The organism is Luteimonas gilva (assembly GCF_005239095.1).
Taxonomy (GTDB): Bacteria; Pseudomonadota; Gammaproteobacteria; order Xanthomonadales; family Xanthomonadaceae; genus Luteimonas_C; species Luteimonas_C gilva.
This window is the reverse complement of the sequence record NZ_SZUA01000001.1, coordinates 676,590-703,579: the sequence shown is the minus strand read 5'-3', so window position 1 is coordinate 703,579 and position 26,990 is coordinate 676,590. Positions and strand designations below refer to the sequence as shown.

30 protein-coding genes and 2 tRNA genes are annotated in these 26,990 nt (G+C 64.8%); 18 read left to right on the top strand and 14 right to left on the bottom strand.

The window, feature by feature from the left end; translation table 11 throughout:
* Position 1: 1 nt before the first annotated feature.
* The 3 genes from mobA (at position 2) to moeB (ending at position 3,098) form a co-directional block, all read left to right on the top strand.
* The gene (gene mobA / locus FCE95_RS03195; RefSeq protein ID WP_137265536.1) at positions 2-574 is read left to right on the top strand and encodes a molybdenum cofactor guanylyltransferase; all 573 of its coding nucleotides are present in this window, start codon (positions 2-4) and stop codon (positions 572-574) included.
* Positions 571-1,788 (top strand): molybdopterin molybdotransferase MoeA, encoded by a 1,218-nt coding sequence (locus FCE95_RS03190; RefSeq protein WP_137265535.1) that lies wholly within the window; start codon positions 571-573, stop codon positions 1,786-1,788. The genes mobA and FCE95_RS03190 overlap by 4 nt, the downstream gene beginning before the upstream one ends.
* A gap of 176 nt (positions 1,789-1,964) precedes the next feature.
* A complete protein-coding gene (gene moeB, locus FCE95_RS03185; RefSeq protein ID WP_137265534.1) occupies positions 1,965-3,098 on the top strand; it encodes a molybdopterin-synthase adenylyltransferase MoeB in 1,134 nt (377 codons plus the stop codon).
* Positions 3,099-3,199: 101 nt separating this feature from the next.
* Here moeB and FCE95_RS03180 read toward each other — a convergent pair whose 3' ends face one another.
* Complete coding sequence (locus tag FCE95_RS03180) at positions 3,200-3,568, bottom strand: RidA family protein (protein WP_137265533.1); 369 nt, start codon at positions 3,566-3,568, stop codon at positions 3,200-3,202.
* A 181-nt stretch (positions 3,569-3,749) separates the two neighbouring features.
* Here FCE95_RS03180 and FCE95_RS03175 point away from each other — a divergent pair, with 181 nt between their 5' ends.
* Positions 3,750-4,172 carry an Lrp/AsnC family transcriptional regulator gene (locus FCE95_RS03175; protein ID WP_189644619.1) on the top strand — a complete coding sequence of 141 codons (423 nt, stop codon included), beginning with the start codon at positions 3,750-3,752 and terminating at the stop codon, positions 4,170-4,172.
* Here the strand turns inward: FCE95_RS03175 and FCE95_RS03170 are convergent.
* Together FCE95_RS03170 and FCE95_RS03165 are read right to left on the bottom strand one after the other, a co-directional pair.
* On the bottom strand, positions 4,169-4,936 hold the full coding sequence (locus FCE95_RS03170) for an alpha/beta hydrolase (protein WP_137265531.1): 768 nt from the start codon (positions 4,934-4,936) through the stop codon (positions 4,169-4,171). The two genes, FCE95_RS03175 and FCE95_RS03170, sit on opposite strands and share 4 nt — an antisense overlap.
* Entirely contained in the window at positions 4,933-5,250 is a 318-nt protein-coding gene (locus FCE95_RS03165; RefSeq protein WP_137265530.1) for a DUF1244 domain-containing protein, read from the bottom strand. The genes FCE95_RS03170 and FCE95_RS03165 overlap by 4 nt, the downstream gene beginning before the upstream one ends.
* A gap of 174 nt (positions 5,251-5,424) precedes the next feature.
* Between FCE95_RS03165 and folD the strand changes: the two genes are divergently transcribed.
* The 5 genes from folD (at position 5,425) to FCE95_RS03140 (ending at position 10,745) form a co-directional block, all read left to right on the top strand.
* Positions 5,425-6,285, top strand: a complete 861-nt coding sequence (gene folD / locus FCE95_RS03160; protein WP_137265529.1) for a bifunctional methylenetetrahydrofolate dehydrogenase/methenyltetrahydrofolate cyclohydrolase FolD — start codon at positions 5,425-5,427, stop codon at positions 6,283-6,285.
* A gap of 129 nt (positions 6,286-6,414) precedes the next feature.
* Positions 6,415-7,872, top strand: coding sequence for an IMP dehydrogenase (guaB, locus tag FCE95_RS03155; RefSeq protein WP_137265528.1), 1,458 nt, complete (start codon positions 6,415-6,417; stop codon positions 7,870-7,872).
* A gap of 46 nt (positions 7,873-7,918) precedes the next feature.
* Positions 7,919-8,551 carry a LysE family translocator gene (locus FCE95_RS03150; protein ID WP_137265527.1) on the top strand — a complete coding sequence of 211 codons (633 nt, stop codon included), beginning with the start codon at positions 7,919-7,921 and terminating at the stop codon, positions 8,549-8,551.
* A gap of 46 nt (positions 8,552-8,597) precedes the next feature.
* A complete protein-coding gene (guaA, locus tag FCE95_RS03145; RefSeq protein ID WP_137265526.1) occupies positions 8,598-10,166 on the top strand; it encodes a glutamine-hydrolyzing GMP synthase in 1,569 nt (522 codons plus the stop codon).
* 153 nt (positions 10,167-10,319) lie between these two features.
* Positions 10,320-10,745: a YciI family protein gene (locus tag FCE95_RS03140; RefSeq protein WP_137265525.1), complete on the top strand. Its 426-nt coding sequence runs from the start codon at positions 10,320-10,322 to the stop codon at positions 10,743-10,745.
* Between the two features lie 54 nt (positions 10,746-10,799).
* Here the strand turns inward: FCE95_RS03140 and FCE95_RS03135 are convergent, their stop codons facing one another.
* Positions 10,800-11,258 (bottom strand): DUF3237 domain-containing protein, encoded by a 459-nt coding sequence (locus FCE95_RS03135; protein WP_137265524.1) that lies wholly within the window; start codon positions 11,256-11,258, stop codon positions 10,800-10,802.
* Between the two features lie 96 nt (positions 11,259-11,354).
* Between FCE95_RS03135 and FCE95_RS03130 the strand changes: the two genes are divergently transcribed.
* The 4 genes from FCE95_RS03130 (at position 11,355) to FCE95_RS03115 (ending at position 13,576) form a co-directional block, all read left to right on the top strand.
* Positions 11,355-12,218, top strand: a complete 864-nt coding sequence (locus tag FCE95_RS03130; RefSeq protein WP_137265523.1) for a LysR substrate-binding domain-containing protein — start codon at positions 11,355-11,357, stop codon at positions 12,216-12,218.
* A 99-nt stretch (positions 12,219-12,317) separates the two neighbouring features.
* Positions 12,318-12,647 (top strand): ArsR/SmtB family transcription factor, encoded by a 330-nt coding sequence (locus FCE95_RS03125; protein WP_137265522.1) that lies wholly within the window; start codon positions 12,318-12,320, stop codon positions 12,645-12,647.
* Positions 12,644-13,111, top strand: coding sequence for an SRPBCC family protein (locus FCE95_RS03120; protein WP_137265521.1), 468 nt, complete (start codon positions 12,644-12,646; stop codon positions 13,109-13,111). The genes FCE95_RS03125 and FCE95_RS03120 overlap by 4 nt, the downstream gene beginning before the upstream one ends.
* A 45-nt stretch (positions 13,112-13,156) precedes the next feature.
* Entirely contained in the window at positions 13,157-13,576 is a 420-nt protein-coding gene (locus tag FCE95_RS03115) for a GFA family protein (protein WP_137265520.1), read from the top strand.
* A 21-nt stretch (positions 13,577-13,597) separates the two neighbouring features.
* On the opposite strand, the gene FCE95_RS03110 is transcribed toward FCE95_RS03115, so the two are convergent.
* Positions 13,598-14,107, bottom strand: coding sequence for an ester cyclase (locus tag FCE95_RS03110; RefSeq protein WP_189644618.1), 510 nt, complete (start codon positions 14,105-14,107; stop codon positions 13,598-13,600).
* 192 nt (positions 14,108-14,299) lie between these two features.
* On the opposite strand from FCE95_RS03110, the gene FCE95_RS03105 reads away from it, so the two are divergent.
* Complete coding sequence (locus FCE95_RS03105) at positions 14,300-14,815, top strand: DUF1993 domain-containing protein (protein WP_137265518.1); 516 nt, start codon at positions 14,300-14,302, stop codon at positions 14,813-14,815.
* A gap of 7 nt (positions 14,816-14,822) precedes the next feature.
* Complete coding sequence (gene tadA / locus FCE95_RS03100; RefSeq protein ID WP_137265517.1) at positions 14,823-15,311, top strand: tRNA adenosine(34) deaminase TadA; 489 nt, start codon at positions 14,823-14,825, stop codon at positions 15,309-15,311.
* 101 nt (positions 15,312-15,412) lie between these two features.
* On the opposite strand, the gene FCE95_RS03095 is transcribed toward tadA, so the two are convergent.
* Positions 15,413-15,928, bottom strand: a complete 516-nt coding sequence (locus FCE95_RS03095; RefSeq protein WP_137265516.1) for a DUF2721 domain-containing protein — start codon at positions 15,926-15,928, stop codon at positions 15,413-15,415.
* Between the two features lie 62 nt (positions 15,929-15,990).
* Between FCE95_RS03095 and orn the strand changes: the two genes are divergently transcribed.
* Positions 15,991-16,557, top strand: coding sequence for an oligoribonuclease (gene orn / locus FCE95_RS03090; protein WP_137265515.1), 567 nt, complete (start codon positions 15,991-15,993; stop codon positions 16,555-16,557).
* Between the two features lie 41 nt (positions 16,558-16,598).
* Here the strand turns inward: orn and ppsA are convergent, their stop codons facing one another.
* Positions 16,599-18,974 (bottom strand): phosphoenolpyruvate synthase, encoded by a 2,376-nt coding sequence (gene ppsA / locus FCE95_RS03085; RefSeq protein WP_137265514.1) that lies wholly within the window; start codon positions 18,972-18,974, stop codon positions 16,599-16,601.
* A gap of 118 nt (positions 18,975-19,092) precedes the next feature.
* Here ppsA and ppsR point away from each other — a divergent pair, with 118 nt between their 5' ends.
* Together ppsR and FCE95_RS03075 are read left to right on the top strand one after the other, a co-directional pair.
* On the top strand, positions 19,093-19,914 hold the full coding sequence (gene ppsR, locus FCE95_RS03080; RefSeq protein ID WP_137265513.1) for a posphoenolpyruvate synthetase regulatory kinase/phosphorylase PpsR: 822 nt from the start codon (positions 19,093-19,095) through the stop codon (positions 19,912-19,914).
* A gap of 231 nt (positions 19,915-20,145) precedes the next feature.
* Complete coding sequence (locus tag FCE95_RS03075) at positions 20,146-20,610, top strand: DUF1249 domain-containing protein (RefSeq protein ID WP_137265512.1); 465 nt, start codon at positions 20,146-20,148, stop codon at positions 20,608-20,610.
* 17 nt (positions 20,611-20,627) lie between these two features.
* Here FCE95_RS03075 and FCE95_RS03070 read toward each other — a convergent pair whose 3' ends face one another.
* From FCE95_RS03070 to FCE95_RS03040, 7 genes are all read right to left on the bottom strand, one after another.
* Positions 20,628-21,362, bottom strand: coding sequence for a hypothetical protein (locus FCE95_RS03070; RefSeq protein ID WP_137265511.1), 735 nt, complete (start codon positions 21,360-21,362; stop codon positions 20,628-20,630).
* A gap of 16 nt (positions 21,363-21,378) precedes the next feature.
* Positions 21,379-22,890 carry a serine hydrolase domain-containing protein gene (locus FCE95_RS03065; protein WP_137265510.1) on the bottom strand — a complete coding sequence of 504 codons (1,512 nt, stop codon included), beginning with the start codon at positions 22,888-22,890 and terminating at the stop codon, positions 21,379-21,381.
* A gap of 150 nt (positions 22,891-23,040) precedes the next feature.
* A tRNA-Glu gene (locus FCE95_RS03060) sits at positions 23,041-23,116 on the bottom strand.
* Positions 23,117-23,168: 52 nt separating this feature from the next.
* Positions 23,169-23,244, bottom strand: a tRNA-Ala gene (locus tag FCE95_RS03055).
* 50 nt (positions 23,245-23,294) lie between these two features.
* On the bottom strand, positions 23,295-24,131 hold the full coding sequence (locus FCE95_RS03050) for a copper resistance protein B (protein ID WP_137265509.1): 837 nt from the start codon (positions 24,129-24,131) through the stop codon (positions 23,295-23,297).
* Between the two features lie 161 nt (positions 24,132-24,292).
* Positions 24,293-26,059 carry a copper resistance system multicopper oxidase gene (locus tag FCE95_RS03045; RefSeq protein WP_137265508.1) on the bottom strand — a complete coding sequence of 589 codons (1,767 nt, stop codon included), beginning with the start codon at positions 26,057-26,059 and terminating at the stop codon, positions 24,293-24,295.
* A gap of 4 nt (positions 26,060-26,063) precedes the next feature.
* The gene (locus tag FCE95_RS03040; protein ID WP_137265507.1) at positions 26,064-26,474 is read right to left on the bottom strand and encodes a heavy metal-responsive transcriptional regulator; all 411 of its coding nucleotides are present in this window, start codon (positions 26,472-26,474) and stop codon (positions 26,064-26,066) included.
* Between the last annotated feature and the right edge of the window lie 516 nt (positions 26,475-26,990).

Genomic DNA, 26,990 nt, shown 5'->3' with positions numbered 1-26,990 from the left:
CATGATCGCTTCCGACGTCACCCTTGGCCTGATCGCCGGCGGACTCGCCACCCGGCTCGGCGGGATCGATAAGGCTTGGCTAAGCCGCGACGGCGAACCGCAAGTGCGGCGCCTGATCCGCATCTTCGCGGATCGCGTCGGTAGCGTGCTGATCAGCGCCAACCGGGGCGCATCGCGATATTCCGATATCGGCCTGCGTACGGTCCCCGATCGCGTGCTCGGCATCGGCCCGCTCGGCGGCCTCGACGCGTTGGCGCAGGCTTGCGCCAGCCCTTGGCTGCTGACCTTGCCGGTCGACACCGTTTCGGCGGAAGGATCTCTGCTGCCGCCGTTGGCTGCGGCCGGCGATCGCGGCGCTTATGCCCGCGACGACGACGGCATCCAGCCATTGATCGCCTTGTGGCCCGCGGCCGCGCTGCGCGACGCCGCCGCACGGGCCGTCGACGCGGACGAATACGCCATCCATGCGCTGCAAACGCGGCTGAATATGGCTTGCGTGGCGTTCCCCGGCGTACGCTTCGGCAATCTCAACACGCCCGACGATCTCGCCGCCGCCGGCATCGACCCGCCATGACCGATTTTCCCGTACGCATCGCTTTCGACGAAGCCCGCGCCATCATCGAGCGCATCGGCTCCGAACATCGTCTGCCGAGCGAACAGATCGCGCTGCCGCGCGCGCATGGACGCGTGGCGGCGCAGGATGTCGTGGCCGCGATCCCATTGCCGCCGTTCGACAACTCGGCGATGGACGGCTACGCCTTGCGCCACGCCGATCTGCGACCCGATGGCGAAACGACGCTGCGATTGACCGGCGAACAATTCGCAGGCCCGTCGCTCGATTTGCGCGTCGGCGCGGACGAGTGCAGCCGCATCACCACCGGCGCGCCGATGCCGGATGGCGCCGATACCGTCGTCATGAAGGAAAACACGGCGATCGAAGGCGACCGCGTGCGCGTGCTCGTCGCGCCCAAGCCGGGCGCGCACGTGCGCCGCGCGGGCGAGGATACGCGCGTGGGCGAGACGGTCCTGCGGTCCGGACAAGCGTTGACGCCGTCGCGGATCGCCTTGGCCGCATCGATGGGCTTGGCCGCGATCGATACCGCCCGACGCCCGACCGTGGCCGTGTTCACCACCGGCGACGAGCTGGTCGAACCCGGTCTGCCGCTGCGGCCGGGGCAGATCTACAACTCCAATCGCGAATTGCTGATGGGGCTGCTGCGCGCCGACGGCTTGGAGCCGACCGCGTGGCCTACCTTGCCGGACGAGCCGGCGCGGATCGAATCGATGCTGCGCGATGCCGCGCAAGCGTTCGATCTGGTGATCACTTGCGGCGCGGTCTCCGCCGGCGAGAAAGACCATATTCCCGCATTGCTGCAAACGCAGGGCCGCGTGCATTTTTGGAAAGTGCGGATGCGCCCCGGTATGCCGCTGCTGTTCGGCGAATTGGAAAACGCGATGTTCCTGGGCTTGCCCGGCAATCCGGTGTCGGTGCTGGCGACCTATCTCACCTTGGGCCGCGGCCTGATCGACGCGATGCAGGGTAGGGCGGAACCTCGTCCGCGCTTCTTTGCGCGGCTCGCAGCGCCGTGGCGCAAGACCCACGAGCGGCTCGAATTCCTGCGCGGGCGCCTGCGATCGGCCGAAGACGGCGTTTTGCACGTCGAACCGAATCCCGCCGACGGTTCGCACCGCATGCGCGCGGCGGCCGACAGCGATGCGCTGATCATGCTGCCGGAGAAGGTTCAGGAGTACCCGACGGGCGGCGTAGTCGAAGTCCTGCCGTACTAGCTGCTTTGTAGAGCGGAGCTTGCTCCGCTGCTTTTCGCTCAGGTACGAGACTAAGAGCAGCGGGGCAAGCTCCGCTCTACAAAGCCGAGCCGATGGCATTCGACCGGCCCGGCAGCGGAACGAAGCGGCCCGCATTCCACGACGACGCCGAGCCGCTTTGGCGCGATAATCCCGCCATGAGCATCCCCGAAATCGATCCGCGCGAAGCCCGTGAACGACTGGCCCGCGGCGCGATCCTGATCGACGTCCGCGAAGCGCACGAACGCGCCCTGGGCATGGCCGAGTCGGCGCGCGGCATCGCCAAAGCCGATTTGGAGGCCGAGCCGGGCGCCTATCTGCCCGATGCCGACGCGGACATCCTGCTGATCTGCCAAAGCGGCGCGCGTTCGCTGCGCGCGGCCGAAGAGCTGTCGGCGAAGGGCTACTCGCACGTGACGTCCATCGCCGGCGGCACGACCCGTTGGGCCGCTGAAGGCTTGCCGCTGTCGAAGCCGGCGGACGGTATCGATCAAGATTTCCACGAACGCTATTCGCGCCATCTGCGCCTGCCGGAAGTAGGTTTCGAGGGCCAGAAAAAACTAGAAGCCGCGCGCGTGCTGCTGGTCGGCGCCGGCGGGCTAGGATCGCCGGCCGCGTACTACTTGGCTGCGGCCGGCGTAGGCACGATCCGCCTCGCCGACGACGACGTGGTTGACCGCAGCAATCTGCAACGTCAGATCCTGCACACCGAAGCGCGGATCGGCGTCGCCAAAGTGGAATCCGCCGCCGCGGCTTTGGCCGCCTTGAATCCGCGCACCGTCATCGAAGCCGTGGCGGAGAAGATCACCAGCGAAAACGTCGAGCGTCTGCTGGAAGACGTGGACGTGGTGATCGACGGCGCCGACAACTTCCCGGCGCGCTATTTGCTCAACGACGCTTGCGTGAAGCTCGGCAAGCCGCTGGTGTATGGCGCCGTGCATCGTTTCGAAGGGCAGGCGAGCGTGTTCGATGCCGGTCGCCATCGCGGCGAGGCGCCGTGCTACCGCTGCCTGTTTCCGGAGCCGCCGCCGCCGGAAGCCGCGCCCAATTGCGCCGAGGCCGGCGTGCTGGGCGTATTGCCGGGCGTGATCGGCCTGCTGCAGGCGACTGAGGCGATCAAGTCGATCCTCGGCATCGGCGAGCCGCTGACCGGCCGCTTGCTGCATTTCGACGCTTTGTCGATGCGATTCCGCGAGACCCGATTGCGGCCGGATCCGGCATGCCCGATCTGCGCGCCCGGGAAGCCGTTTCCGGGCTATATCGATTACGCGGCGTTCTGCGCGGGCGGGTAAGGCAAAAGCAGTCGAGCAGGCTCGACTCTACGGTCAGGCCTTACGCGGCGTTCTGCGCGGGCGGGTAAGGCAAAAGCAGTCGAGCAGGCTCGACTCTACGGTCAGGCCGCGGCGACCGCTTCGATCTCCAATAGCCAGGCTTCGTCGTAGATGCCGGCGATGATGATGGTCATCGCCGGTTCGCGATCGCCCAATATCTCCTTGCGCAGACCGGCGCTCTTCGCGATGAGACTGCGGTCGGAAAGGAAAATGGTGAATTTGACCAGGTTGTCGAACGTCATCCCGGCCGCTTTCAACTGACGCTCGATATTGGACCAGGCCAATCGATATTGGTCGCGATAGTCCGCGGGCACCTTGTCGTCGGCATCGGCGGGCACTTGTCCGCTGATGAAGAGCAGGCGGCTGAAGCTGGAGACTTCGCAGGCTTCGGCGTAGTTGTAGCCGGTGGGATTGATCGATCGGGTTTTCATCGGCGGATTCGATGCGCTGGCGGGCAGGCCCGCCGCGAGCAGCGCCAACGCGGAAGATCGGCAGAATTCGCGGCGCTGCATGGGCTTGCCCGGGACGAGAACGTGTTCTTATGCTGGCATGCGCCGCCGAGCGCCGCCGCCGCCATTCCGGCGGTTGTCGCCGTCTTTTTTCCGGATGCCTATGGACGATTTGGATCGACGCCTGATCGGATTGCTGCAACAGGACGCGAGCCGTCCGTTGAAAACGCTGGCCGCCGAAGTGGGCCTGGCGCGCAGCAGCGTGCGCGAACGGATCGAGCGGCTGGAGAAAGCCGGCGTGATCCGCCGTTACACCATCGATGTCGCCGTGCCGGAAGGCCCGAGCGCCGTGCTGATGGTGCGCTTGGCGCAGACGCCGTTGCCGTCCGCGGTGAATGCGATCGTGGCGATGCCGGAAGTGTTCCGCTGCCGCTCGCTGAGCGGCGACATCGATCTGCTGGTGGAAGTGGCCGGTGCCGACATAGCCGAGATCAATCGCATCCGCGACCGGGTCGCGGGCGTGCGCGGCGTCACCGATGTGGTGACCTCGTTCGTGCTCAACAGGGACAAGGACGCGGCGCGCTAGCGCAGGAAGTCGGAAAGCGCCTTGCCGTAGGCCGGATCGTCGTTCAAGCCGTTGTGCCCGGCTTTCGGCAGCATTGCCACTTGCGGCGGTTTGCGCAGGGAAGCGATCAACCGAGCCGTGTTGGCGGCGGGAATCACTTCGTCGCGTCCGGCCTGCACGATCAGCAACGGACGCTCGTAACGCTTGAGATGCGATACCGAGTCGTAGCGGTCGCTGCTGAGCCATTTCACCGGCAGCCACGGATAATGCGCTTGGCCCACGTCGGCGAGGCTATCGAACGGCGTCACCAGGACCAAGCGGTCGACCGGCCGTTTCGATGCGACGTAAGCCGCCACGCCGCTGCCCAAGCTGCGGCCGACGACCGAGACCGGTTGCCCGGGATGCTCGGATTGCGCCCGGTCGAACACTGCCAGGGCATCTTCGAAAATCGCTTGTTCGCTGGGACGTCCGTCGCTGGCGCCATAGCCGCGATAGGCGACCAGGTAGGCGCTCCGGTCCGGGAACCAGCGCGCGAAATCCTCTCGATTGTTCTGGATGCTTTCGCCATTGCCGCCGAAGTAGACGATCGCTCTCGTTTTGCCGGGACTGACGATCCAGCCGCGCAGCGTCGCGTCGCCGCGGTCGAGCGAAAAATCGGTTTGCGCTGTGTCCACCCGGGTGAACTGCGGGTAATAGATCACGTCGCGTTGCTTGAAATACATCAGCGCGCAGACGCCTGCGTAGCCCAGCGCGAGCAGGGCCAGCAACGGCCACACGATTTTCATGCCGGTCCCGCTTTCGGATGCGCGCGTTGCGCGACTTCGAACGCCGCCAACTGCTCGGATGTCGCTTCGCGCTGATGCCGCGATTTCCATTCCGCGAACGGCATGCCGCAGATCGCTTCGCGCGCCTCGTCCTTGCTCATCGCGATGCCGCGCGTCTCGGCGGCTTCGCGGTACCAATCGGAGAGGCAATTGCGGCAGAAACCGGCCAGGATCATCAGATCGATGTTCTGCACGTCCGGACGGTCCTGCATCAGGTGCTGCACGAGGCGGCGGAAAGCGGCGGCTTCCAAAAGCGTGGTTTCGTGGTCGGTCATGGCGCAATCCTGCTTTTCGTAGAGTCGGGCCTGCTCGACTGTTTTTGTTCCTCCACACGTCTAAAAAAGCAGTCGAGCAGGCTCGACTCTACAAGAGCAGCGACGGCTTTCGCTGGGGTGGCGGAACGGGGACAATAGCGGCCTTCGACTCTATCGCAGCGCACACCCAACCGCATGCCCGCAAAGATCCTGGACGGCAAACGCATCGCCGACGACCTGCTGGCCGACCTCAAGCGCCAGGTCGACGTGCGAACTGCCGCCGGCAAGGCGCCTCCCGGACTGGCGGTGGTGCTGGTGGGCAGCGATCCGGCCTCGCAGTCCTACGTGCGCAACAAGCGCCGCGCAGCGGGCATCGTGGGTATCCGCGCCTTCGATTTCGACTTGCCGGCCGGCACTACCGAGGCCGAGCTGCTGGATTTGATCGACCGCCTGAACGCCGATCCGGCCGTGCACGGCATCCTCGTCCAGCTGCCGCTGCCGGGGATTCCCGATGCGACCCGGCTGATCCACCGGATCGACCCGCGCAAGGACGTGGACGGCTTCCATCCCGAAAACGTCGGCCACCTGGCCCTGCGCCAGTTCGGCCTGCGGCCGTGCACGCCGCGCGGCATCACGACGCTGCTGGCCTGGACCGACCGGCCGGTGCGCGGGCAGTCGGCGACCATCGTGGGCGTCAGCAACCACGTCGGCCGGCCGATGGCGCTGGAATTGCTCATCGCCGGCTGCACGGTCACCAGTTGCCACAAATTCACGCCGCCGGACGTGCTGCGCCGGCATATCGGCGAGGCCGACATCCTGGTCGTCGCGGTCGGCAAGCCGGGGCTGATCCCGGGCGACTGGGTCAAGCCGGGGGCGGTGGTGATCGACGTCGGCATCAATCGGTTGGAAGACGGGCGCCTGGTGGGCGATGTCGGCTTCGCCGCGGCCGCCGAACGGGCCAGCTGGATCACGCCGGTGCCGGGCGGGGTGGGGCCGATGACGGTCGCCACACTGATGCAGAACACGCTTGAGGCGGCCGAAGCCGCTGGTTCTTGATTGTGTGGGAGGGGCTTCAGCCCCGACAATTCCCCGTCGGGGCTGAAGCCCCTCCCACACAATCGAACGCAGGAGCGGAGAAGGGCATTCCCGAGGTACAATGGCGCGCTTCTCCCCTCCGGACCGCCCATGCTGCGTATCCAGGCTGAAGCGCTCACCTACGACGACGTCTCCCTCGTCCCCGCGCACTCCACTGTCCTGCCCAAGGACGTCTCGCTCGCGACACGTCTCACCCGCAGCCTGCGCCTGAATCTTCCGATCGTCTCCGCCGCGATGGACACCGTCACCGAGGCGAGGTTGGCGATCGCGATGGCCCAGCTCGGCGGCATCGGCATCATCCACAAGAATTTGTCCTTCGAACAACAAGCGGCCGAAGTCGCCAAGGTCAAGAAATTCGAAGCCGGCGTCATCAAAGAGCCGTTCACCGTAGGCCCCGAAACCACCATCGGCGAAGTGCTGAAGCTGACCCGGGCCCGCAACATCTCCGGCGTGCCGGTAGTCGACGGCGGCCAGTTGGTGGGCATCGTCACCGGCCGCGACATGCGGTTCGAGAGCAAGCTCGACGATCCGGTCCGCCACATCATGACCAAGAAAGATCGCCTGATCACCGTGCGCGAAGGCGCCGCGGACGAAGAGGTCATCCAACTGCTGCACAAGCACCGCATCGAGAAGGTGCTGGTGGTCAACGATGGGTTCGAGCTGCGCGGGCTGATCACGGTCAAGGACATCCAGAAGAAGCGCGACAATCCCAACGCCGCTTACGACAGCAGCGAACGCTTGGTCGTGGGCGCCGCGGTCGGCGCCGGCGGCGACACCGAGCGGCGCATCGAAGCGCTCGCCGCGGCCGGCGTGGACGTCATCATCGTCGACACCGCGCACGGCCATTCGCAGGGCGTGATCGACCGCGTCGCTTGGGCGAAGAAGAACTTCCCGCAGTTGCAGGTGGTCGGCGGCAACATCGTCACCGGCGATGCGGCCAAGGCTCTGGAAGACGCGGGCGCGGACGCGGTGAAGGTCGGCGTCGGCCCGGGTTCGATCTGCACGACGCGCATCGTCGCCGGCGTCGGCGTGCCGCAGGTGACCGCGGTGTCGATGGTGGCCGAAGCGCTGCAGGACCGCATCCCGCTGATCGCCGACGGCGGCATCCGCTATTCGGGCGACATCGGCAAGGCCATCGTCGCCGGCGCGTCCACGGTGATGGTCGGCGGCTTGTTCGCCGGCACCGAGGAATCGCCGGGCGAAACCGAACTGTTCCAAGGCCGCAGCTACAAGAGCTATCGCGGCATGGGCTCGCTCGGCGCGATGGAGAAGGGCAGCAAGGACCGTTATTTCCAAGACGCGAGCGACGCCGACAAGCTGGTGCCGGAAGGCATCGAAGGCCGCGTGCCGTATCGCGGGCCGTTGAGTGGCGTGGTGCACCAGTTGGCCGGCGGTCTGCGCGCAACGATGGGTTATGTCGGCTGCGCGACGATCGAGGAGATGCGCAAGAAGCCGTCGTTCGTGAAGGTGACGGGCGCGGGGCAGAGGGAAAGCCACGTGCACGATGTGCAGATAACGAAAGAGCCGCCGAATTATCGGATGGGCTGACCGGCGCGAAACGCACCGGCGGCTCTCCAAGCAGCAAGGATCGTGTATGCCTGAGCTATCGAGTCTGGTCGGCTTCTCGTTGATCGCGCTCGGCATGGTGCTGACGCCCGGTCCGAACATGATCTACCTCGTTTCGCGCTCGATCTGCCAAGGCAGGACGGCAGGCATGGTGTCGCTGGCCGGCGTCGCGGCGGGCTTCGTGTTCTACATGCTCTGCGCGGCGTTCGGCATCACCGCGTTGCTGATGACCGTGCCTTACGCCTACGACGCGTTGAGGTTCGCCGGCGCGCTGTATCTGCTGTGGCTGGCATGGCAGGCGGTCCGGCCCGGTGGGCGTTCCTCGTTCGAGGTCAAAGCATTGCAGGCGGATAGGCCGCGCAAGCTGTTCGCGATGGGTTTTCTCACCAATCTGCTGAACCCCAAGATCGCAGTGGTCTATCTGTCGCTGCTGCCGCAGTTCATCGATCCCCGGCACGGGAACGTGCTGGGGCAGACGCTTGCCCTGGGTGCGTCGCAAATCGCCGTGAGCGTTTCGGTGAACGCGCTGATCGTGCTTACCGCCGGCACCGTCGCGGGATTCCTGACCGGGCGTCCGCTATGGGCGGCGACGCAACGTTGGCTGATGGGCACCGTACTCGCCGGATTGGCGGTACGAATGGCGACAGAAGCCAGGCGCTGACCAATTTCCTTCCTATCTTCCAGCCCGCTGGAAAGAACACAGACGCATGACCGACCTGCATAGCGACAAGATCCTCATCCTCGACTTCGGCGCGCAGTACACCCAGCTGATCGCCCGCCGCATACGCGAGATCGGCGTCTACTGCGAAATCTGGGCCTGGGATCACGACCCCGCCGAAATCGCCAAGTTCGGCGCGAAAGGCATCATCCTCTCCGGCGGTCCGGAATCGACCACCGAATACGGCGCACCGAGCGCGCCGCAACAAGTCTTCGACAGCGGCCTGCCGTTGCTGGGCATCTGCTACGGCATGCAGACCATGGCCAAGCAGCTCGGCGGCGACACGGAGTCGGCCGATGCGCGCGAATACGGCCATGCCGAAGTGCAGCTCGTCGCGGCGGACCGCTTGTTCGAAGGCCTGAAGGACCACCCCGGTTCGCCGCCGCGGCTTGACGTATGGATGAGCCACGGCGACCACGTCTCGCAGGCGCCGCCGGATTTCGTCGTCACCGCCAAGACCGATCGCGTGCCGGTCGCCGCTTTCGCCAACGACGACAAGCGCTGGTACGGCGTGCAGTTCCATCCCGAAGTCACCCACACCAAATCCGGCCAGGAAATCCTGCGCCGCTTCGTGGTCGACATCTGCGGCTGCGAAACCTTGTGGACGGCCGCCAACATCATCGAAGACCAGATCGCCCGCGTGCGCGAGCAGGTCGGTTCGGACGAGGTGATCCTGGGCCTGTCCGGCGGCGTCGATTCCTCCGTGGTCGCCGCGTTGCTGCACAAGGCCATCGGCGACAAGCTCATCTGCGTGTTCGTCGACACCGGTCTGCTGCGCTGGCAGGAAGGCGACCAGGTGATGGCGATGTTCGCCGAGCATATGGGCGTCAAGGTGATCCGCGTCGATGCGCACGAGCGCTATTTCGAAAAATTGAAAGGAGTGGCCGATCCGGAAGCCAAGCGCAAGATCATCGGCAACCTGTTCGTCGAGATCTTCGACGAGGAATCGCACAAGCTGGCCAACGCGAAGTGGCTGGCGCAGGGCACGATCTATCCGGACGTGATCGAATCGGCCGGCAGCAAGACCGGCAAGGCGCACGTCATCAAGAGCCACCACAACGTCGGCGGCCTGCCTGAGACGATGAAGCTGGGCCTGGTCGAGCCGTTGCGCGAATTGTTCAAGGACGAAGTGCGGCGCCTGGGCGTCGAACTCGGCCTGCCGCGCGAAATGGTCTACCGCCATCCGTTCCCCGGCCCCGGTTTGGGCGTGCGCATCCTGGGCGAAGTGAAGCCCGAGTACGCCGAACTGCTCGCCAAGGCCGACGCGATCTTCATCGAAGAGCTGCGCAAGGCCGATCTGTACGACAAGACCAGCCAGGCCTTCGCCGTGTTCCTGCCGGTGAAATCCGTGGGCGTAGTGGGCGATGCGCGCGCCTACGAATGGGTGATCGCGCTGCGTGCGGTCGAGACCATCGATTTCATGACCGCGCATTGGGCGCATCTGCCCTACGATTTCCTGGGCCGCGTTTCCAACCGGATCATCAATGAATTGCGCGGCGTTTCCCGCGTGGTTTACGACATCAGCGGCAAGCCGCCGGCGACGATCGAGTGGGAGTAATAGGCGGCTCGGATTAAGTTGTTATTTGCTAATAAATACAATTATTTACGAATATAAGTTAGAAACGTCCTGAGCACGGTCGATTTTCGAAAAGCTCGCTCGTCGCCTCATTAAGAGACGCCAATGGGGCGGGCTCAAACCAGGAGAAAGACGATGCGAGTCATGGTGTTCGTTAAAGCCGCCGAAATCGGCGATATGAAGGACCCCACGCCGGAAGACCTCGAAGCGTTCGCCGCCATGGACCGGTTCACCGAAGAGCTGGTCAAGGCCGGCGTCTTCGTTGCCGCGGCCGGCCTGAAGACCGGCGCGGATGCCAAGCGGATCACCTACGATGGGACCGAGCTGGCGATCGTCGACGGACCGTTCGCAGAGAGCAAAGAACTGGTCGCCGGCTTCTCGATTTGGCAGGTCCGTGACATGAACGAAGCCCTGGCCTGGGTGAAGCGCGCGCCGCTGACGGCGGACAGCATCATGGAAATCTTTCCGTTCTATGAGGCCGAAGATCTGGGCGGGTTCGTGACGCCCGAGGAACTCGCGACGCCCCGAAGCGGCGAACGCGGGAAGCTCGGCGTCGCCTGACATCGAACGGGCCAGGCTCATTGCGAGCTTGGCCCGGTCGTGCGCCAAACGAAATCACAGGATTTCGTGCACCTCGTATCGAACGCCGTCGGGTGTACGGCCGCCCTGGGCCACCGCCACGATGCCGTTGATCCAGCCGTACCGGCCTGCAGCCGTTTCGAAGTAGGGCGTGGTGCGCAGGTAGTATTCGGATCGGTCCACTATCTCGCCGCGGCCAAGGCGTTCGTCGACTTCGGGCGACGCGCGGCGAACGCCCCTATAGGTCATGAGAATTTGCGCGTCGTCGTCGGTGATGAGCAGAAGACGCACATCCTGCTGATAGGTGCCGTCCGACCTCATCAGCAGCAGATCCGAGCCGATGAGCGGGGAAACGCTGCCCTTCAGCCGGTCGCCCTCGAAGGAGCCGCCCGACACGGGGAAGATGCGGCGGCCGCCCGCAGGCGTTCGGCCGAGTTCGATGCTCGGGTGCAAATGTATGGTTAGGTCGAACAAGGGGCGGGATTCCAGAGGCATCGGCCGATTCCTGACAAGATGGGAGCGTCACACTGCCATCGGATCGCGGACGCGCAAAACGCGCATTGCTCGCGATGACCACAAGGATTTCTTGAGATGCGTCCTGCATTGGAATCGCTGCGGATATTCGCCGAGTGCGTCAGATGCGGCAGCTTCGCCGCGGCCGCCGAAAGCTTGTTCCTCACGCCCGCTGCCGTCAGCTTGCGGATTCGCACGCTGGAGAAGGAACTCGGCAAGGCCCTGTTCGTGCGTCGGGGTCCGAGAGTCGAACCGACGAACGCGGCACTGGCGTTGGCGGCGCGCATCGATCGCGCGATAGGCGACATCGATTCGGCGCTAGGCGAATTCCATCGCGCCGGGCCCCTCATCCGCATTACCGCGCCGCCCAGTTTCGCATCGCGTTGGCTGGCGCCCCGCTTGGCGCGCTATCAAGCCGAGCATCCAGATGTCGCCATCGAGTTGGATGTGTCCATGGATATCCGGCCGAAGGACGCCTTCGACGTCGCCATCCGCACCGGCACCGGATCTTGGCCGGGGTTCGACGCGCGCGCGCTTTTTCCGGTCGATTTGACGCCGATGCTGTCGCCGGCGCTGGCCGGTCGTCGCAACTTCGCCCAAGCGTCCGATCTGGCGGAACGGGTCTTGCTGCCGCATCCGGCGTGGCCGCGATGGTTGCAAGAGGCGGGTCGCGCGAACGATGTGCCGTTTCGTTACTCCACGATCGAATATCCGAACCACGAGCTCAATGCCGATGCGGCGATGGCGGGCGAAGGCGTCGCGCTGCTTCCCAGGAGTCTGTTCGAAGCTTCGTTGGAAGACCGCAAACTTTTAGCGCCGTTCGATCACGTGCTGGCCGACGATTGGCATTTCGCCTTGCTTCACGACGGAGAAACCCGCCGGGAAGCGACGGCATTCGTGGATTGGCTGAGCGCCGAAGCCGAGCGCCACCGCGGCCGCTGAACTCTCGGCCGGGGCGGGGCGGAGCTCGCTCGCCGATGGGACGCTGCATTGCTTAAATTAGTATTGACTAATCAATAAGTATCGACTAATTTATTGGTCATGCTCGAAGCCGCCGCCCTCAATACCGTGATGCGAGCGCTCGCCGACCCCACCCGGCGAGCGGTCTACGAACGCATCGTCGGCGCGGAAGAAATCACCGTGGCCGAACTGACCCGGGGCAGCGGGGTGACCCAAGGCGCCGTGTCCCAGCACCTGAAATCCCTCAGGCAGGCCGGTCTGGTGATCGAACGTCCGGAGGGCAGGCACGTCTACTACCGCGCCCAGCCCGACGGCTTGGCGCCGCTGGTGGATTGGATGGGCCACTACGGCGTCTTCTGGCGCGAGCGCTTCGCCGATCTTCGCAACCTACTCAAGGAAATCGACCCATGAACACAGCCTTGGCGACCGACACGGCCGAGATCGTCGTCGACGAGACCTTCCCGCATTCGCCGGAAGTGATTTGGAAAACGCTTACCGACGGCGAACTCATCGCGCGCTGGTTGATGCGCCCGATCGGTTTCGAAGCCGTGCCCGGCAGCCGCTTCATGTACCAGACCACGCCGGCGGGCGAGTGGGACGGCGTGATCCTATGTCGCGTGCTGGAAGCCGTGCCGAACGAGCGCTTGGTCTATTCCTGGAAAAGCGGGCACGAAAGCAACGTGGGTTACGGGTCTCCGCTGGAGACCGTCGTCACCTGGACCTTGAGCGCCGTCGCCGGCGGCACGCGGTTGCGCTTGGTCCATTCGGGCTTCGTGACGCCGCGGAACGATTCGGCGCTGAAGACCATGAGCGAGGGCTGGAAGAAAGTGGTGCCCGCGCTCGGCGCCATCGCTGGCGAGCAGACGCAGCGTTGAATCCCGCGGTGCCGTACGGCGCCGCCCCTGACTAACGGAGAACACATGAGCCAGCCATACACGGGCGGGTGCGCCTGCGGCGCGATCCGCTACCGCATCGCCGACGAACCCCTCGCCATGAACGACTGCCAATGCCGCCAGTGCCAGCAGCGCAGCGGCACCGGACACGGTTCCTATTTGACGTTCGCCACCCAAGACCACGTCGAGGTGAGCGGCGAAGCGACGGTTTGGCAGGCGACCGCCGACAACGGCAACGTCAAATCGCACGCCTTCTGCCCGACCTGCGGCACGCCGGTTTATCTCACTTTCTCCGAAATGCCGACCGCGTTCACGATCCACGCCGGCAGCCTGGACGACCCTGCGCAGTACCGCCCGCAGGTGATCACTTTCGCCTCGCGCGCGCAGGCTTGGGACCGCGTCGATGCCGCCCTGCCGAGCTTCCAGAGAATGCCTCAGGAAGGCTGAGCCAATGGGCGTTTCGGGGATTCACTTCACCGCGCCTAATTGCTTCATCAGGCTCAGTTCGTCGGTCACGCGCCAGTGCTCGACGATGCGGCCTCCGCGGATGCGTTCGATGTTGATCTGATCGACCGCTATCCGCTTGCCGGTCGGCGCCAGGCCGAACAAATCGCCGCGATGGGTGCCGGTCATGCGCACCCGCATCACCACCGTGTCGTCGGTGGCGACGATGTCGCGGATCTCGTAGTGCAAATCGGGAAAAGCGCGGCGGATGGCCGATATGATCGGCTTCAACCCGGCGGGGCCGGGCGGCGGATTGGGCGTGCTGGGCGTGTGGTTCACGTATCCGGGCGCGAGCAGTCGGTCCAGCGCATCGAGATCGCCGCGGTTCCAGACTTCCTCGAAATAGCGGCGGCCGAGCGCGATATTGCGTTCGGCGGCGGAGGCGCCGGCAGCCGGCGTTTCGGCGGCGACGGCTGCGGACCCGCTCGCGGCCAGAGCCGCCGCGATCAGCAGCGGTACGGTTGGAAGCTTCATTGCTCGTTCTCCGATTTTTTGCGATAGACGCATCCTGCGCCTTGAAAACCGCGCGATGAACCGCACAACGGCGCAAGCCGGGTTTGCAGGAACGTGCAAGCCGGCCCCCGGTTCGACGCGCGCCTCTTTCTGTATGCTTGCCGGCTGCGGAGCGCCGGCGTCGGCCGTCCGCCCCTTCTTGAGGAATACGCGATGTCCTTGTCCCTTTACGAAGTTTCGGTCCCGGCGCTGATCCGCGGCCTGGAAAACCTGTCCCGTCAGATCGATAAAGCCGCGGCGTACGCGCAGGAAAACGGCCTGAACGGCGACGAATTCGTCCAGGCGCGGCTGGCGCCGGACATGCTTTCGCTGGCCGGGCAAGTGCAGCGCGCCAGCGACACCGCCAAGTTCGGCGGCGCGCGCCTGTCGCAAGGGCAGGCGCCGAGCTTCGCCGACGAGGAAGCCACGCTGGACGAGCTGAAGGCCCGCATCGCGAAAACGGTCGACTACTTGCGCGGCGTGCAGGCGAAAGACGTCGACGGCGGCGACAAGCGCGAGATCCGCTTCAAGGCCGGCCAACGCGAACTGCAATTCGTCGCCGACGACTACGTGCGCAATTACCTGCTGCCGAATTTCTATTTCCATCTGACCACCGCTTACGGCCTGCTGCGCCATAAGGGCGTACCGCTGGGCAAGCTGGATTACCTGGGCAATATCCAGGCCGCTTGATCGCTCGATGACCGAACTCGCGCCCGAAAACGACGACGTCCGTTGGATGCGCCAGGCCCTGGCGCTGGCCGAGCGCGCCGAGCGCGAGGACGACGAGATCCCGGTCGGCGCCCTCGTCGTCGACGCGGACGGCGCGATCGTCGGCGAAGGCTGGAACCGCAACATCGCCGAAACCGATCCGTCCGCGCATGCCGAAATCGTCGCCATGCGCCAGGCGGGCAGGGCGTTGGGCAATCATCGCCTCGTCGGCTGCACGTTGTACGTCACTCTGGAGCCTTGCGCGATGTGCGCGATGGCGATGGTGCATGCGCGCTTGGCGCGCGTGGTCTACGCCGCTTCGGATCCGAAAACGGGCGCCGCCGGCAGCGTATTCGACCTGTTGGCCGATCCGCGGCACAACCATCGCGTCGAGGTCGTCGCCGGAGTGCTGGCGGACGAAGCCAGCGCGCGGCTCATCAATTATTTCCGCCGCAAGCGCGGTAAGCCGCCGCTCTAAGGCTCTTACCGCTCCCCTTGAAAAAAGGGGCAGTGGATTTGCTGTTGCTTTGCTTAATCCCCTTTTTCAAAGGGGGAAACAGCAACAGCAACGGCAGATGTTCAATCCGCGGCGAGTTTGTCTGCCTCCGCGTCGAGCTGGTGCTCGCGCTTGCGCATCCGCGCGATCGCGTAGCGGTGGTCCATCTCTTCGTTGATCGCGCTCACCGCCAGCGTCGACTCGCGCGCCAAGCATAGGCTGGCGGCGAACAGGGCGAGCACGCCGAGCACCGCCATGATCGTGGGCAGCATGCCGAAGCGGTGGTCCAGCACCGCGTCCGCGGCGATGCTCAGGCTGGTGCCGACGAAGCAGCTGATCGCGCCGTACAGCAACTGGCTGCCGCGCAGGATCAGGATGCTGCGGGTGCGCTGGATCGAAATGCGCTGCTCTAGGATGCCGCGGTATTCCGGATCGGTGGTGTCCTCCAAATCCTTCAGCACCACGCGCAGCCGGTCGATGACCCGCGACAGCCGATTGTTGGCCGACACCAGCAGGGACGCGGTCGCGGTCAGGAAGAACGCGGGCGCGAGCATCGCGGTCAGCACCGCATAGTGGACCAGGGCGGCGTTGGTGGGCATGGTTCCTGAAAGGCCTGGGCGCTGGGCTATGATGCCGCGACCCGACCGCAACCGCGAGCCCCATGACGGCGAACCAAGAAAGAGAAGGCCGGCTGATCTGGATCGACCTGGAAATGACCGGATTGGACACCGATCGGGATTCGATCCTGGAGATCGCCACCGTCGTCACCGATTCCCAGCTCAACGTGCTGGCCGAAGGGCCCGAGTTCGCGATCGCGCATCCATTGTCCGCGCTCGAAGCGATGGACGAGTGGAACCGCAACCAGCACGGAAAATCCGGCTTGTGGAAGCGCGTGCTGGAAGAAGGCGTGACGATGGCCGAAGCCGAACGGCTGACGCTGGATTTCCTGCGCCAATGGTTGAATCCCAACCAATCGCCGATGTGCGGCAACTCGATCTGCCAGGACCGCCGCTTCCTGCACCGGCAGATGCCTGCGCTGGAGAAGTTCTTCCATTACCGCAATCTGGACGTCAGCACGATCAAGGAATTGGCGCGGCGCTGGGCGCCCGATGTACTGTCGGGCGTGCGCAAGGAATCGGCGCATACGGCGCTGAGCGACGTGCGCGATTCGATCGAGGAGTTGCGGCATTACCGCGCGGCGATGGGGAAATTCGCGGCGCAACCTTAAAAGCCGTCATCCCGGCTCAAGCCGGGATGACGCTGTGAGAGTTACGTTGCGGCCTTAGCCTTAGCCAACTTCAGCCAGGTATCGACCACCGTATCCGGATTCAGCGATACCGACTCGATCCCTTCCTGCATCAGCCACTCGGCCAGATCCGGATGGTCGCTCGGCCCTTGTCCGCAAATGCCGACGTACTTGCCCTTGGCCCGAGCCGACTTGATCGCCATCGACAGCAGCTTCTTCACCGCCGGGTCGCGTTCGTCGAACAGGTGGGCGACGATGCTCGAATCGCGATCCAGGCCCAGGGTCAGCTGAGTCAGGTCGTTGGAGCCGATCGAGAAGCCGTCGAAGATCTCCAGGAACTCGTCGGCCAGCAGCGCGTTCGACGGCACTTCGCACATCATGATGATCTTTAATCCGTCCTTGCCTTGTTCCAGGCCATTCTTTTTCAAGACTTCGACGACCTTGCGGCCTTCGTCCAGCGTGCGGACGAACGGGATCATCACCCACAGATTGTCCAGGCCCATCTCGTTGCGCACTTTGCGCACGGCCTTGCATTCCAGCGCGAAGGCTTCGGCGAAAGACGGGTCGACGTAACGGCTGGCGCCGCGGAAGCCGATCATCGGGTTCTCTTCGTGCGGTTCGAAGTTCGAGCCGCCGATCAGGTTCGCGTACTCGTTCGACTTGAAGTCGGACAGGCGCACGATCACCGGATTCGGCGCGACCGAGGCGGTCAGTGTGGCGATGCCTTCCGCCAGGCGGTCCACGTAGAAGCTCACTGGATCCGCATAACCCGCGATCTTGGCGTCGATCTTCTTCTTGGTCTCCGCATCCTGCTTGGCGTACTGCAGCAGCGCGTTAGGATGCACGCCGATGTGCGCGGCGATGATCATCTCGAGCCGGGCCAAGCCGATGCCGGCGTTGGGCAGCATCGCGAAATCGAAGGCGCGTTCCGGGTTGGCCACGTTCATCATGATCTTCAGCGGCGCCGGCGGCATCGACGACAAGTCGGTGGTGATCCGCTCGAAGGGCAGGGTGCCGGCGTAGATGAAGCCGGTATCGCCTTCCGAACAGCTCACCGTCACTTCCTTACCGTCGGCGATGGTGTCCAGCGCATTGCCGGTGCCGACCACCGCGGGTACGCCCAACTCGCGGGCGATGATCGCCGCGTGGCAGGTGCGGCCGCCGCGATTGGTGACGATGGCCGAGGCGCGCTTCATCACCGGCTCCCAATCGGGATCGGTCATGTCGGCCACCAGCACGTCGCCGGGCTGGACGCGGGCCATGTCGTCGAGCGAACGCACGACGCGCGCGACGCCGCTGCCGATCTTCTGGCCGATCGCGCGGCCTTCGCAGATCACCTCGCCGCGTTGCGACAGGTGGAAGCGCTCGATCTGGGTCGCCTTGGCGCGCGACTTCACCGTTTCCGGACGCGCCTGGACGATGAAGAGCTTGCCGCTGACGCCGTCTTTCGCCCATTCGATGTCCATCGGACGCTCGTAGTGCTTTTCGATGGTCAACGCCTGGCGCGACAGCTCCTGCACGTCTTCGTCGCTGATCGAGAACTTGTTGCGCAGCTCGCCCGGCGTATCTTCGTTGCGGACGCGCTCGCCAGGCTTGTCGGAATACACCATGCGGATCTGCTTGGCGCCGAGCGAGCGGCGCAGGATCGCCGGCTTGCCTTGCCGCAGGGTCGGCTTGTAGACGTAGAACTCGTCCGGATTCACCGCGCCCTGGACGACGTTCTCGCCCAAACCGTAACTGGCGGTGACGAAGACCACATCGCGGAAGCCGGATTCGGTGTCCAGCGTAAACAACACGCCGGAAGAACCCACGTCCGAGCGCACCATCAGCTGCACGCCGGCGGACAGGAACACGTCCTCGTGCTTGAAGCCGTGATGGACGCGGTAAGCGATGGCGCGGTCGTTGTAGAGGCTGGCGAAGACTTCCTTCACCTTGCGCACCACGTCTTCGGCGCCGGTGACGTTGAGGAAGGTTTCCTGCTGGCCGGCGAAGCTGGCGTCGGGCAGGTCTTCAGCGGTCGCGGACGAACGCACCGCCACGGCCACATCGCCGCCGCCGTTCTCGGCGCACAGCTTGGCGTAGGCGCCGCGGATGTCCTTGTCCAAGTCCGGCTGCAGCGGCGCGTCGATCACCCAGCCGCGGATTTCCTTGCCGGCCGCGGTCAGCGCCGGCACGTCTTCCACGTCCAGCTCGGCCAGGCGGTCGAAGATGCGCTGGTGCAGGTCGTTGTGGGCGATGAAGGCCTTGAACGCGTCCGCCGTGGTCGCGAAGCCGCCCGGGACCGACACCCCCAGCTTGGCCAGATGGCCGATCATCTCGCCCAGGGACGAGTTCTTGCCGCCCACTTGGGCCAGATCGGTCAATCGCAGGTCGTGCAGCCACAGGATATTGGCGCTCAAAACAGGCTCCAGGTCGGAATTTTGGGCAGGAAGGGGCGGGCAGGGCCGGCCGAAGTTGTTATTTTAGCAACCCGGCCCGCCGCGGCGCCTGTACCGACCTTCAGGAAAACGTTTTCCCATGGCCATGACGCGTCCGGTTTTCTATGTTTCCGACGGCACGGGCATCACCGCCGAGACCATCGGCCACAGCCTGCTGACCCAATTCACCGACCACCGCTTCGTTACCGACCGCATTCCCTTCGTCGATTCGCCGGAGCGCGCGCGCGAAATCGCGGGCCGGATCCGCGATATCGGCCTGTCGCACGGCACCCGGCCGATCGTCATCAATTCCTGCGTGGATCCCCAGCTGACCGCGCTGGTCGCCGAAAGCGGCGCGTTGATGTTGGATGTTTTCGCGCCATTCATCGAACCGCTGGAGCGCGAGTTGGGCACGCAGCGCTTGTCTCGAGTGGGCCAGGCCCACGGCATGGCCGATTTCGAGACTTACCACCGCCGCATCAACGCGATGAACTTCGCGCTGACCCACGACGACGGCATCGCTACGAGCTACGAAGACGCCGATGTGGTCTTGGTCGCCGTCTCGCGCGCCGGCAAGACGCCGACTTGCGTCTATTTGGCCCTGCATTACGGCATCGCCGCAGCCAATTATCCGCTGACCGAGGAAGACCTGGAGCACGATAGGTTGCCGGCTCGGCTGCGCAATTACCGCCAGAAGCTGTTCGGACTGACCATCGACCCGAATCGGCTGCAGCAGATCCGCCAGGAACGGCGTCCCAATTCGCGTTACGCCCAGTTGGAGACCTGCAAGCGCGAAGTCGCAGCGGCCGAAGCCCTGTTCAGGGCCGAGCGCATTCCGGTGTTGAGCACCACTAATACCTCGATCGAGGAAATCGCCAGCAAGGTGCTGACCACGCTGGGCATCCATCGCGAGATGTACTGACCGAGCGGAACCGCCCGTTCCTGCTTTGTAGAGCGGAGCTTGCTCCGCTGCCTTTCGGGCTGGAGAAGCAGCGGAGCAAGCTCCGCTCTGCAAAGCAAAGGCGATGTCGGACAAACGAAAAGGCCGCCCGGAGGCGGCCTTTTTTCGTTTCGCGAAGGACTACTAAGCTACCGCCGTAATGCGATTCCGTCAATGCTGCCGCGCGCAAGATTTCGCGTGTAGCATCGGCCCATGCGCACCGCCGTGCTCCGCCGCAAAAGCGTTCCCAGAATCGGCCGTTTCGGCTGGCTGATGGGTTTGTACGCGGAAAACCATTCGAAGCTGACGCGCCTGTTCGAACCGGGCGATTTGGCCGAAGGCGGATACCGCTCCAGCATCGGCGACGGCTTGGATCTGCAGCTCGACGTGATCGAACAGCATCGCTTCACGGTCGAATTGCGCCTCACCTACGGTTTGGCCGATCCGCTCACCGGCGAACCGGATCCGTCCGCATTCGTGCGTTTGTATCGCGACGCGCGCCAGGCCGAGGCCACGCATTGCTACGTCGGCCGCCGTTGGCAGGACGTGATCGGCATGTATCCGCCGCCGGACGCGGTGATCGGCCATCGTTTGCGGATGAACACTTTCCTGGGCAAGTGGCTCGACTATCTGGCCGAGCGCGGCCATGGCGTGGCCACGCTGCAGCGCATTCCGTAATCGGCGAGCCGGCGGCCTTATTTTTCGGGCAGGCTAGAGACCACTTTTCCGGCGCCGTCCAGGAATTCGAGCTTGGGCGTGCCGTCGGCCGCGACCTGCATCCTGATCCGCGCCTTACCGGCGATGTCGCTCATCACCAGCATCGTCGAATTGTCTTTTCTTTTACCGAGAAAAAGGCGCTCGGACGTCAGTCCGCCTCGGGCGAACATCGCCTGCACGGCGGCTTTCCGCTCCGCTTCGGGCAAGCTTCGCGCCGCCTCGTACTGGGCCGCCTGCTCGTCGATGGTGACGTTAGGGCGGTTCCACATTTTCATCCCGGTTTCGTACTCGCCGCTTTTGTCCTCGCTGTAATAGGTCGCGAAGATCTGATCGTTGCGGAGCTTGTCCCAAGACATCCAGCCGCTTTGCCCGGCGCTGCCGTCCTTCTTCGCGCTGTTGTCGCCGAAGACCAGGCCGCCCATTTCGTCGCCGAGGTGGTTGAAGAAGATGATGCCGGGCGGGCGCGGCCCGTCGCGCTTCAAGGGCTTCCCGTTGAGTATTCCCGGGTGCTGGCGCGCTTGGTTGGAAATCGCCATCCGCAGAGTTCCGTCCTGTTCGACGATGTTGATCCGCTCGACGTCGATTTCGGCGAATTTCTGCTTCTGCGCGGCGAATCCCGTCAGCAGGAAGAGCCCGCATAACGCAATCATGGCGCCGCACAGCAGCTGCAAGCGGAATACCTTCTTTTCCAATCCGATCAGTTTTTCGTCCATTCCCCTGCGCCCTGTTTTATTCGCCCGGCATGCGTTCCAGCTCGGTCCAGTACGGATAGATGGCCATGTGTTCCGAGGTGAGGCGGTAGGCGACGATTTCGCCGTCGATGCGGTCGCCGCGCAGCTTCAGTCCCAGCGACAACTGATCCAAGCGTTCGCGACGCGTATCCGGGCTGTCGACGTCGCCGTGGCTTTCGCCGGAAATCAAACCGTCGATCAGGCCGAAATCGGCGATGGGACGCGCAGCGCCGCCGTCCACGGACAGGGTGCCGGTGCCGTCGGCCGCGATGGCGAGCGTGATCGGCACGCGTTTGCCCTGCGCGAGCATCGTGCCGCGCCATTGTCCGCGGTAATCCTTCACGGGTTGCAGCGGCTGCAACGGCGAATTCGGCGTGGAAGGCAATTCAGTCCAGCTCGGCACGACGGTTTTCAGCAGCCGATCGCGCACGCCGTCGATGAATCCTTTCGGCCCGCGCCGGTTGCTGAGCACGATCACGGCCGCATCGGCCGAAGGCACCAGCACGAATTCGGCTTTGACGCCCGACTGGCCGCCGCCGTGGTACAGCACTTCGGCCCGCTGCGGTTGGCGCAGCACTTGCCAGCCCATGCCGTAGAAATAGCCGCCCGGCGCGACGGTGGTTTCGGGCCGATGCAGTTCGTCCAGCCGCGCTTTGTCGAGGATCATCGCGGAAGCGTCCAGGCCCCGACCGCCGAGGTGGAGCATGGCGAAGCGGGCCAGGTCGTGCGCGCTGGCGTACATCTCGCCCGAGCCTGGCGTAGCGGTCGTGTAGAAGGGCAGGGGTTTGCCGTCGTCGGCGTAGCGCATGGCCATCTCTGCGCGGCGCGAGAGGTCGGTGTCGAAGAAGCTGTCCTTCATGCCCAAGGGTTTCAGCACATGGTCGCGCAGGTATTCGCCGAATTCCTGTTTAGATTGCCGCGCCACGATCTCGGCCAGGATGCCCATCCCCAAGTTCGAATATTCGTAGCGTTCGCCGACCGGGGCGACCAGATGGCCATAGTCGCGGATCAGTTCGGGAATCGTGGGCTGCTTCGCGCGGCCGTTTTCGGGATACATCGCGAAGAACGTCGGCAGTCCGGAGGAATGCGTCGCCAGCCTGCGCAAGGTGGCTTCGCGCGATGGGCCGTTCGCATCGACGATCTTTTCCGCGCCCAGATAGTCGTTGGCGGGGCGGTCCAGATCGAGTTTGCCTTCCGCAGCCAACCGCATGAGCGCCGTGGTGGTGAACGGCTTGGTCGTGGAAGCGATGGAAAACGCGGTATGCGCCGTGGCCGGCTTGCGCGCGTCGCGATCGGCCCAGCCGAAGCCTTGCTCCCAGACGATTTTGCCGTCCTTGACCAGGGCCGCCGACACGCCGGTGAGCCGGCCGGCGGCGATTTCCTTCTCGATGTCGGCGCGGATCGATGCGTAGGGATCCGGTTTGGCGGCCTGGGCCGCGAGCGCGGCCGGCGCGAACAGCGCGGCGCTGAAGAGAATGCAAAGCAGGCGCAGCCTGCGTGCGGTGCTCATCCGGCTTCCTTATTTGCGATCGTCGCTGATGGGATGCATCGGCGCAGCAAGCCGTTTAAACGAGCCGTTTAAGCGAGCGAGCCGCTCAGGCGCGCGCGGCAAAAAAAAGAAAGGGCCCGGTTTCCCGAGCCCTGAACTCTGATCAAAAGTTGGCGTCCCCACGGGGATTCGAACCCCGGTCGCTACCGTGAAAGGGTAATGTCCTAGGCCTCTAGACGATGGGGACGCTGTGTAACCGGTAAACGGCGGCGAGGCTGCCGCAGTATCCTTCTAAAACTTGGTGGAGCCAGGCGGGATCGAACCGCCGACCTCCTGCATGCCATGCAGGCGCTCTCCCAGCTGAGCTATGGCCCCACGGGCTGGAAAGCGCGAAATTTTAACGGGCTGGGTTTCGCAGCGTCAAGCTAAAACCAAAAACGGAAGCCGGCGACCCACCGGCCTTCGCTGCGGTCGCCGCCGTGGGCCTCGGCCAGATCCGCGGTTTCCCCGAACCGGCGCGTCCAGACGTAGCCGAAATAAGGCGCGAATTCGCGCCGGAATTCGTAGCGCAGGCGCAATCCGAACTCGGCGCTGCTCAAGCCGCGGCCGATGCCGTTTTCCGGGTCGTCTTTCGAGTAAAGGTCGGCTTCGAGTTTGGGCTGCAGGATCAGGCGGTTGGTCAGCAGCAGCTCGTATTCGGCTTCCGCGCGCGCGGCCAAGCGCCCCGATTCGCCCAGATAGGCGGTGGCGGCGACTTCGAACTTGTACGGCGCCAGCCCCTGTACGCCGACGGCCAGCCAATCGCGCGGACGGCCCTCGCCGAAGTCGTGACGCAGGCCGACCATCCGGTCCCACCACGGGCCGGTGGCATGGCCCCAGAGCAGTTCGACGTCGCCGTGTTCGGTGCGGCCGTCGCGGCGTTCGCCTTCGCTGCGCAGCCAAACGCGGTCGTTCACGCCGCCCAGCCAGCCGCGCAAGTTCCAAGCCAGGCCGGCGTCGCCGCTGCCGTCGGCTTTGTCCTGCCATTCCAATTGATCGAACTGGAGCATGCCGATCAGCGGGTCGTCGTCCATGTGATCGCGCATGTCCATGCCGTGCAGATCCGGGAAAGCGGCGGCGCGCTCCTCGGCGGTCGGCGGGGGCAGGGGAGAGAGTTGCGCAGGTTTGCCTTGTTCGGCGGCCGGCATCGTATGGCCCATTTGCGAATGGTCCATACCGGCGTGGCCTTCGTGTTGGGCGAAGGCCGATCCCGACAACAGCATCAGCAAACTCGCGAAAACCGCTGTTCCCCCCTTTGAAAAAGGGGGGTAGGGGGGATTTGCTTTGGCTTTGGCTGTCCGAGCAACATCAAAAGCAAATCCCCCCTTGCCCCCCTTTTTCAAAGGGGGGAACGGCGAACGCGGGGTCGCGAAGACCGGATGGCTCATACATCCACCCGCACTTCGCGGAACATGCCCAGCTCCATGTGCAGCAGCATGTGGCAGTGGTAGGCCCAGCGGCCGAGCGCGTCGGCGGTGACGCGATAGCTGCGGACGTGGCCCGGCGGCACGCTGACGGTGTGTTTGCGCACGTGGAAGCCGCCGTCGGCGTCTTCCAGATCGCTCCACATCCCGTGCAAGTGGATCGGGTGCTCCATCATCGTGTCGTTGACCAGGACGATGCGCACCCGCTCGCCGTAATTGAGCCGCACCGGTTCGGCTTTGGAGAACGGAATGCCGTCGAAACCCCAGGTATAGCGCTCCATATTGCCGGTCAGGTGCAATTGGATTTCGCGGCCCGGATCGCGCCCGTCCGGATCGTCGAACGCGCTCTTCATGTCGGCGTAAGTCAGCGCGCGCCGGCCGTTGCCGCGCAGGCCGATGCCGGGATCGTCGAGCGCGCGCGACGGCGTCATCGTTTGCATGTCGACGGCGGGATTGCCGGTTTCGCCGGCCGGATGCGCGATCATCGCGCCGCCCATGGCCTGCGCGCCGTGGTCCATCTTCATGTTCGCGCCGCAGCCGCCTTCCATGCCTTTCATTTGCGACATGTCGTGGCCGCTATGGTCCATGCCCGACATCGACATGCCGCCATGCCCCATGTCCGCCATGGTCAGGATCGGCCGCGGATCCAGCGGCGGCACCGGCGCTTCCAGGCCCATGCGCGGAGCGAGCGTGGCGCGCGCGTAGCCGCCGCGGTCCATCGCCTGGGCGAAGATCGTGTACGGCTGTTCGGCGGGTTCGACCACCACGTCCAGCGTTTCGGCCACGCCCAGCCGGAATTCGTCGACGCTCACCGGATGCACCGGTTGGCCGTCGGCGGCGACCACGGTCATCTTCAGGCCGGGGATGCGCACGTCGAAGAACGTCATCGCCGAGCCGTTGATGAAGCGCAGCCGCACTTTGTCGCCGCGTTCGAATAAAGCGGTCCAGTTGGCCGCCGGCGGCGCGCCGTTGACCAGGTAGGTGTAGGTGAGCGAGGTGACGTCGGCCAAGTCGGTCGGACTCATCCGCATCCCGCCCCAGGCCTTGCGGTCGGCGATCGCCGCGCTCAAACCGTCGCGTCGCGCATCGCGCACGAAATCGCCGACGGTGCGCTTGTGCAGGTTGTAGTAATCGGCCTGTTTGCGCAGCTTGCGGACGATGGCGTGCGGGTCTTCGTCGCTCCAATCCGACAGCAGGATCACGTGATCGCGATCGGCGTCGACCGCATCCGCGTCGCGCGGCTCGATGACGATGGCGCCGTAGACGCCGACCGCTTCCTGCAGGCTCGAATGCGCGTGATACCAGTACGTACCCGCCTGGCGGATCTGGAATCGATACAGATAGCTTTCGCCGGGCCGGATGCCGTGGAAACTCAGGCCCGGCACGCCGTCCATGTTCGCCGGCAGCAGGATGCCGTGCCAATGCAGCGAAGTGTCTTCGTCCAGCCGATTGGCCACGCGCAACTCGACCGTGTCGCCTTCGCGCCAGCGCAAGGTCGGCGCCGGCAGCGTGCCGTTGACGGTTTTCGCCCAGGCCGGGCGGCCGGTGAGGTTGACCGGATTCGCGCCGATCGAAAGTTCGAAGCGCGTGCCGCGGAGTTCGGGGACGGCGCCCGCCGAAGTCTGTGCGCGGCCGTTCCTGGGCCAGGCCGCCAGCAAGGGCAACGCCGCCAGGCCGGTCACGAAGCGGCGGCGCTCGGTGTCGATGCGATAAAGCTTTTCGGTCATGCGCTTAGGAAGCCTTTTTGATGTCGTGAGCGAGCACGGCATCGATGATCGGGCAGCCCTGCACCGGCCCGGAACCCGAACATTGCTGCACCAGCCGGCCCAGGCTGTCGCGCATGGCGGTCAGTTGGGCGATCTTCTGTTCGATGTCGTCCAGCCGGTTCCTGGCCAACGACATCACCTCCGCGCGCTCGCCGGCGCGGTCGGAAGCCAGGCGCAGGAGCTCGCGCGTTTCGTCCAGAGTAAAGCCCAACCCCTTGGCTCGCCTGATAAAACGCAGGCGTTCCAGATCATCGGGCCCGAAAGTCCGGTAGCCCGAAGCCGTACGTTCCGCGGCCGGCAGCAACTGCAGCCTTTCGTACAGACGGACCGTATCCACGCCGACGCCGGCCCGATTCGCGACTTCACCGATACGCATGACAGCCCATCCAGCAGGGGGAGGGCGCTAGTTTGAACCCTGGACCCGAGTCCAGAGTCAAGATTGCGTGATTCAGGCCTTCTCGCGCAGCCGGTGGCTGTCGCCGGCGCCCAGATCCAGGCCGTAGACCCGTCGCGACGGGAAGCAAGCTGGTATTCGTCTCGGGCCAGGAGCCGTAAGACATCAACGGCAATCTCGTCGGCCATGGTGATCTTGCGGCCCAAGCGCCAGGTGTACGCCAATCTCGGCCGAGCGCTTGCCGCCGCCGACGCCGGTCCCGAGCATGTCGCAAGAATCACGATCTACGTCGTCGATTACGAACGCGACAAATGCTCGGTGTGGCGTCGCTGTCTCCGGGCTATCTGATCGAGGTCGTCGTCGATTAATCGCGCGATCGAGTACGGCCTGAGGGCGTTGGGAGCAGGCCGCTGGCCTGGAAGCCAGTCCCAGGGCCAGTTTCGTAATAACATAATATACATTATGCGAAATTGTGGAGGTACGGGCTAAGGCTGCTTC